Origin of the sequence: Microcystis sp. LE19-195.1E, from assembly GCF_027532095.1 — a bacterium.
Taxonomy (GTDB): Bacteria; Cyanobacteriota; Cyanobacteriia; order Cyanobacteriales; family Microcystaceae; genus Microcystis; species Microcystis aeruginosa.
Genome location: NZ_JAPZSZ010000344.1, coordinates 1 through 5,057 on the forward strand (window position 1 = coordinate 1; position 5,057 = coordinate 5,057).

Annotated in this window: 6 protein-coding genes; all 6 read right to left on the reverse strand. The window is 46.4% G+C overall.

What is annotated here, in order from left to right; translation table 11 throughout:
- Nucleotides 1-238: 238 nt before the first annotated feature.
- Nucleotides 239-643, reverse strand: a complete 405-nt coding sequence (locus O9300_RS18520) for a DUF1622 domain-containing protein (RefSeq protein ID WP_287973269.1) — start codon at nt 641-643, stop codon at nt 239-241.
- 104 nt (nt 644-747) lie between these two features.
- Complete coding sequence (locus tag O9300_RS18525; protein WP_002734165.1) at nt 748-1,347, reverse strand: ATP-dependent Clp protease proteolytic subunit; 600 nt, start codon at nt 1,345-1,347, stop codon at nt 748-750.
- A 35-nt stretch (nt 1,348-1,382) separates the two neighbouring features.
- The gene (locus O9300_RS18530) at nt 1,383-2,069 is read right to left on the reverse strand and encodes an ATP-dependent Clp protease proteolytic subunit (RefSeq protein ID WP_002746650.1); all 687 of its coding nucleotides are present in this window, start codon (nt 2,067-2,069) and stop codon (nt 1,383-1,385) included.
- Between the two features lie 682 nt (nt 2,070-2,751).
- Nucleotides 2,752-3,318, reverse strand: a complete 567-nt coding sequence (locus O9300_RS18535) for an adenylate kinase (protein WP_287973270.1) — start codon at nt 3,316-3,318, stop codon at nt 2,752-2,754.
- A 70-nt stretch (nt 3,319-3,388) separates the two neighbouring features.
- Nucleotides 3,389-4,708 (reverse strand): preprotein translocase subunit SecY, encoded by a 1,320-nt coding sequence (gene secY / locus O9300_RS18540; protein ID WP_287973272.1) that lies wholly within the window; start codon nt 4,706-4,708, stop codon nt 3,389-3,391.
- 90 nt (nt 4,709-4,798) lie between these two features.
- Nucleotides 4,799-5,057 (reverse strand): hypothetical protein (locus tag O9300_RS18545; RefSeq protein ID WP_287973274.1); only part of this gene is annotated, 259 nt, incomplete at its 5' end.

Here is a 5,057-nt window from a genome sequence, read left to right on the forward strand (position 1 = left end):
CTCATCTGGTCAATTACCTAATTTTCAGAGAAAAAGTCCCAGAATTTTCCCCCTATCTCTCCCACAACTGGTACTTTTTGATTGACAAAAAGTCTAAAAGTCTTACCCAACAAGGTTTTTAGATTTATTCAGCAAGCCCTATCTAGAGCTTGCTGAAAAACTTTTTTAGCATACCCTCAATAGTCAACAGCTTATCAGGGGTTAGGTCAGGTGATTGTCAACTCACCTTTTTTTGGCATTAAAAATCCCTGAGATTGTCCTGGGCTGCTAGTTGCGATCGCTCTTTTTCCATGGACAATTCCGTTTCCAATTCTTTGCTGAGGAAATAGTTGAGGAAAGTTCGGATAATAGCGATGAGGGCGAGTTGTGCCAAGGCTTCTATAGTAGGTGTGACGGTGGTAGCCACGATGTCTCCACCTAACTGAAACTCTAGGGCTAAAGATAGCCAAGTACCGAAACGAATGCGAATTTGATTGAAGGAAAAAGGGCGAAGACTGCGACGGTGACGATTAGACTGCCAAGCTAATTGTAGGGTTTTAATTAATCCGATCACCACACAAGCGATCGAAAGACTTTCTAGGCAAAACTTGATGATTGCCACGGCAGAGATCAAGCCTGTTTCTAAAGTTGCTAAAAATTCCATACCCAACAGATACCCTCTTATCCGATCAACCAACCTACCATCTAAGGCAGTTTCTCCAATGGCAGTTAGAACAGGTTTCTCGCCTGTTCTAACCTCTGACTGACTTAAGCCGGTCTTCCCTCCACCACCTTATCGATTAAACCGTAGGCGACAGCTTCCTCGGCGGAGAGGAAATAATCGCGGTCCGTGTCTTTTTCGATGCGTTCGATGGTTTGTCCGGTGCGATTAGCCATAATTTCGTTTAATTGCTGGCGAATACGCAGGATTTCCTTAGCTTCAATGTCGATATCCGTCGCTTGCCGGCGCCCGGTTCCGCCCATGGGTTGGTGAATCATAATCCGCGCGTGGGGAAGGGCGAGACGCTTACCCGGACTACCGGAAGCCAGTAAAAATGCCCCCATAGAGGCCGCTAATCCCACACAAATAGTCACCACTTCCGCTTTGATGTACTGCATGGTGTCGTAGATGGCCATACCGGCGGTAACGGAACCCCCCGGCGAGTTGATATAGAGATAGATGGGTTTAGTGGGGTCTTCCGAGTCGAGATAAAGCATTTGGGCCACAAGGGCATTGGCTAACCCGTCGGTGACTTCCTGCCCCAAAAAAAGAATGCGTTCCACCGAAAGACGGCTGTAAATGCTAATCCACTGTTCGTATTGGCTACCAGGCAGACGGTAGGGAACTTTTGGCACACCGATAGGCATAATTGGTAACAACTCCTGCTAATTTGTAATAAATCTTAACTAACTTGGGCGAGGGGTTTCGGTAGTTCCTTGCGACTTTCGAGAACGCGATCGATTAATCCGTAGTCTTTCGCCTGTTGTGGGGTGAGATAGAAGGTGCGATCCATATCTTTCGCCAGTTTTTCGGTGGTTTGACCCGTATTTTTCGAGAAAATTTCCAACATCGTCTGTTTGTTGGCGATTACTTCTTTGGCGCGAATCTGGATATCGGTGGCTTGTCCTTGCGCCCCGGTGCGATTTTGGTTGAGAACAATGGTAGCGTGGGGTAAGGAGGCGCGAAAACCCTTAGTTCCTGCGGAAAGAATCATCGCTGCAGTTCCCATGGCCTGTCCGATACAGATAGTATGAACGGGAGGTTTAATGTAGTTGAGGGTGTCACAGATGGCGAAAGCTTCGGTTTCGTAGCCGATCGCGTCCCCCGTGTACCAGGATGTGCCGGTAGAGTTGATATAGAAGAAAATCGGTTTTTCGGGATCGTCAAATTGCAGGTAAAGCAGTTGAGCGATAATTAATTCCGTCACGTCCACCCCGACATTGCGCTTGACATCATCGGAGGAAAATAAGGGCAACCCCAGATAGACAATTCTCTCTTTGAGCAGGAGAGATTCTAAGTCCGGTGGTGGTGTCCGATAGGCTGCATCCCCATAATAGGCAGTTTGTACCGCTTTAATCACTGAGTTCATCGAGTTTTTCCGTCATACACAGTATCCTGCTTTTGATTTTAACGTAATCGGGTTGACCGATTGCGTGGGGGTATGTTTAGCTAGGTTCGTCCCCAAGAATCTCTCATCCACTGTCCGCAGATCTAATACTAAATCCTCTTTAAAAGGTATGGGAGAGCCTGGTGTAGGGTGTAGAGTCTAGGGTGTGAAAACTTTGTACCTCACCATTAAGATAACTGCGATCAGACTTAAAATAGATGGACTCGCAGCATATTCTGTTCTTTTTGTCAAAAAAAATTTCTCTTTGCAACAAAACTACACAATTAATTGATCAACGGGTTGGCTTAAAAAAGGCTCTTTAACCGCCAGTTGTTGCTGTTCCTGAATAGGTCAGTGTAGATTTAGCAAGGGTTTTCAGGCTCACCAGACAGCTAAAAACCCCAAAAAGCACAGAACATCCCATCATTTCATACTGCGAAATTATACCATAATCGCTGGAAGTATTGCAACCTCGTAAACAAATGAGAATTATTTTCAATAAATTCCTAAGAAAAGGTAAATATTGCGAAATGTAAATTTTAATATGCTCAACTATTAACGGCTGTTTGATATAAAAAACTTATAAAAAGTTGTAATTTTTACTGACTGATTACTGATTACTGATTACTGATTACTGATGACTGAATTGATTCTGAGGGAAACTTTAAACAGGAGTGACAACTGCTGTTAAAGCGGCAGTAACCGCGTCCATCGGTTGATTACCGTCGATATGGTTAAGAGTGCCTTTTTGACCGTAATAATCTAAAACGGGGGCAGTTTGGTCGATATAAACCTGTAGGCGACGGGAGATCGTTTCTTTAGTATCATCTTGACGACCGCGTTGCATGAGACGCTCAATTAAGACCGTATCTGGTACAGCCAAATTAACCACAAATGTGTAACTATCGGCCAATTCTTCCAGTAATGCGTCTAAAAAGCTCGCCTGTGCCACCGTGCGGGGAAAACCATCAAGAATCCAACCCTTAGCACTGTCAGGCTGTTTTAAACGTTCCTGAATTAAACCTAATAACAATTCATCGGGGACTAATTCGCCCTTTTCCACATAAGCTTGTGCTTGCTGACCAAGTTCTGTCTTCTCTGTAATTGCTTGACGTAAAATTTCACCGGTAGAAATATGGGGAATCGTCAGAGATGCCGCTAATTTTGCCGCTTGGGTACCTTTTCCCGATCCGGGCGGTCCCAAAAATATCACACCGATCCGTTTGCTCATGGATTAAATATAGGGTTTTAAGGGAAAAAATAACCAGTAACCGCTAAAAGGTCACTGGCTGACTATCTAACTACTGTTTAATCATGTCCTCATAGCGTTGAGACATGACATAGGTTTGAATTTGTTTGGCGGTATCGATCGCCACCCCCACCAGAATTAACAGGGAAGTTGCCCCCAAACCGCGAAAAGTGGTGACACCGGTGGCGCTTTCTACCAAAGTCGGCACGGTAGCCACCAAACTTAAAAAGAGAGCGCCCAAAAGGGTGAGACGATTCAGCACCCCTTCCAGATAATTAGTAGTAGCGGTTCCAGGTCGAATCCCCGGAATACTGGCCCCCATTTTTTTCAGGTTTTGGGACATATCTTTGGGGTTAACGATCAGGGAAGCGTAGAAGAAACTAAAACCGAGAATTAGTAAGCTATAAAAAGCCACATAACCCCAACTATCGGGACGCAGGGCATTAACCAACTGAACTAAAACCTGACCGACCGGGTTATCCGTGGGTAAAGCTTGCACCAATTGGAAAGGTAACACCAACACTGCCGAGGCGAAAATAATCGGCATCACGCCCCCTTGATTGAGTCGTAGGGGTAGATAACTGGTTCTTTCCCGATAGAGACGACGACCGACCTGACGACGGGCAGAAACAATCGGAATCCGACGGGTTCCTTCCTGAACAAAAACAATGCCGATAATCATCACCAAGAAAACCAGCAAGAGAATCACCACTTGAGCGATCGCTTGTCGGCCACCCTGTTGAGCAAAAGTAATCGTATCACCGAGGGTTTTCGGTAAAACAGCGACAATGTTGACAAAAATCAACAAAGATGCTCCATTTCCCAGACCGCGTTCCGTAATCAGTTCCGAAATCCACATCACGAACATAGAACCGGCCACTAAAGCGAGAACCGTAGCAGCGATCGAGGGTAAAGTTCCGGCCACAACGCCGTTAGCCACCAATAAACCGAGAGTAATGCCGATACTTTGAATAATTGCCCAACCAAAGGCAATATAACGGGTAATTTGGGCAATTTTTCGCCGTCCTGCTTCTCCTTCATTTTTCTGTAAATCTTCCAAAGAAGGAAGGGCAGCGGTGAGCAGTTGCACGATAATTGAGGCGTTGATATAGGGAAGAATGCCGAGGGCAAAAATCCCTAACGTCGATAATCCTCCCCCGGTAAACAGGTCAAGGATTCCCAAAGCGGCGTTACCTTGAATAATTTCTGCTAATCTTGCCCGATCCAAACCGGGTATCGGTACAAACATCCCAAAACGGAGCAGAATCAGTAAACCCAATGTAACCAACAAGCGACCGCGTAAACCGGCCGCTTGTGCCATTTGCATAAACGTTTCCTGTGCCGTGGGAGCCTTATCACGACTGACGACCATTAACAGTTACCTCTAGTGCAGTTTTTTTATGGGAAAAAGTAATCGAGGGGGAAAACTTTCTCGATTTTTTTAAGATTTCCCCTGTCTTTCTTATGATATAGCAATCAGGTCTTGGGGGTTGGGTGTGGGGTGTGGGGTGTGGGGTGTGGGGTGTGGGGGGTGGGGGGGGGGGTGGAGGGTGTAGGGTGTGGGGGGTGGGGTGTGGGGTGTGGGGTGGGGGGTGTTGGGTGTGGGGTGTGGGGTGGAGGGTGTAGGGTGTGTGGTGTGGGGTGTGGGGTGTGGGGTGTGGTGAGTAGGGTGTTGGCAGAACAATGCTGCCATTTCCCTTTTGCCTAATGCCTTTTGCCTT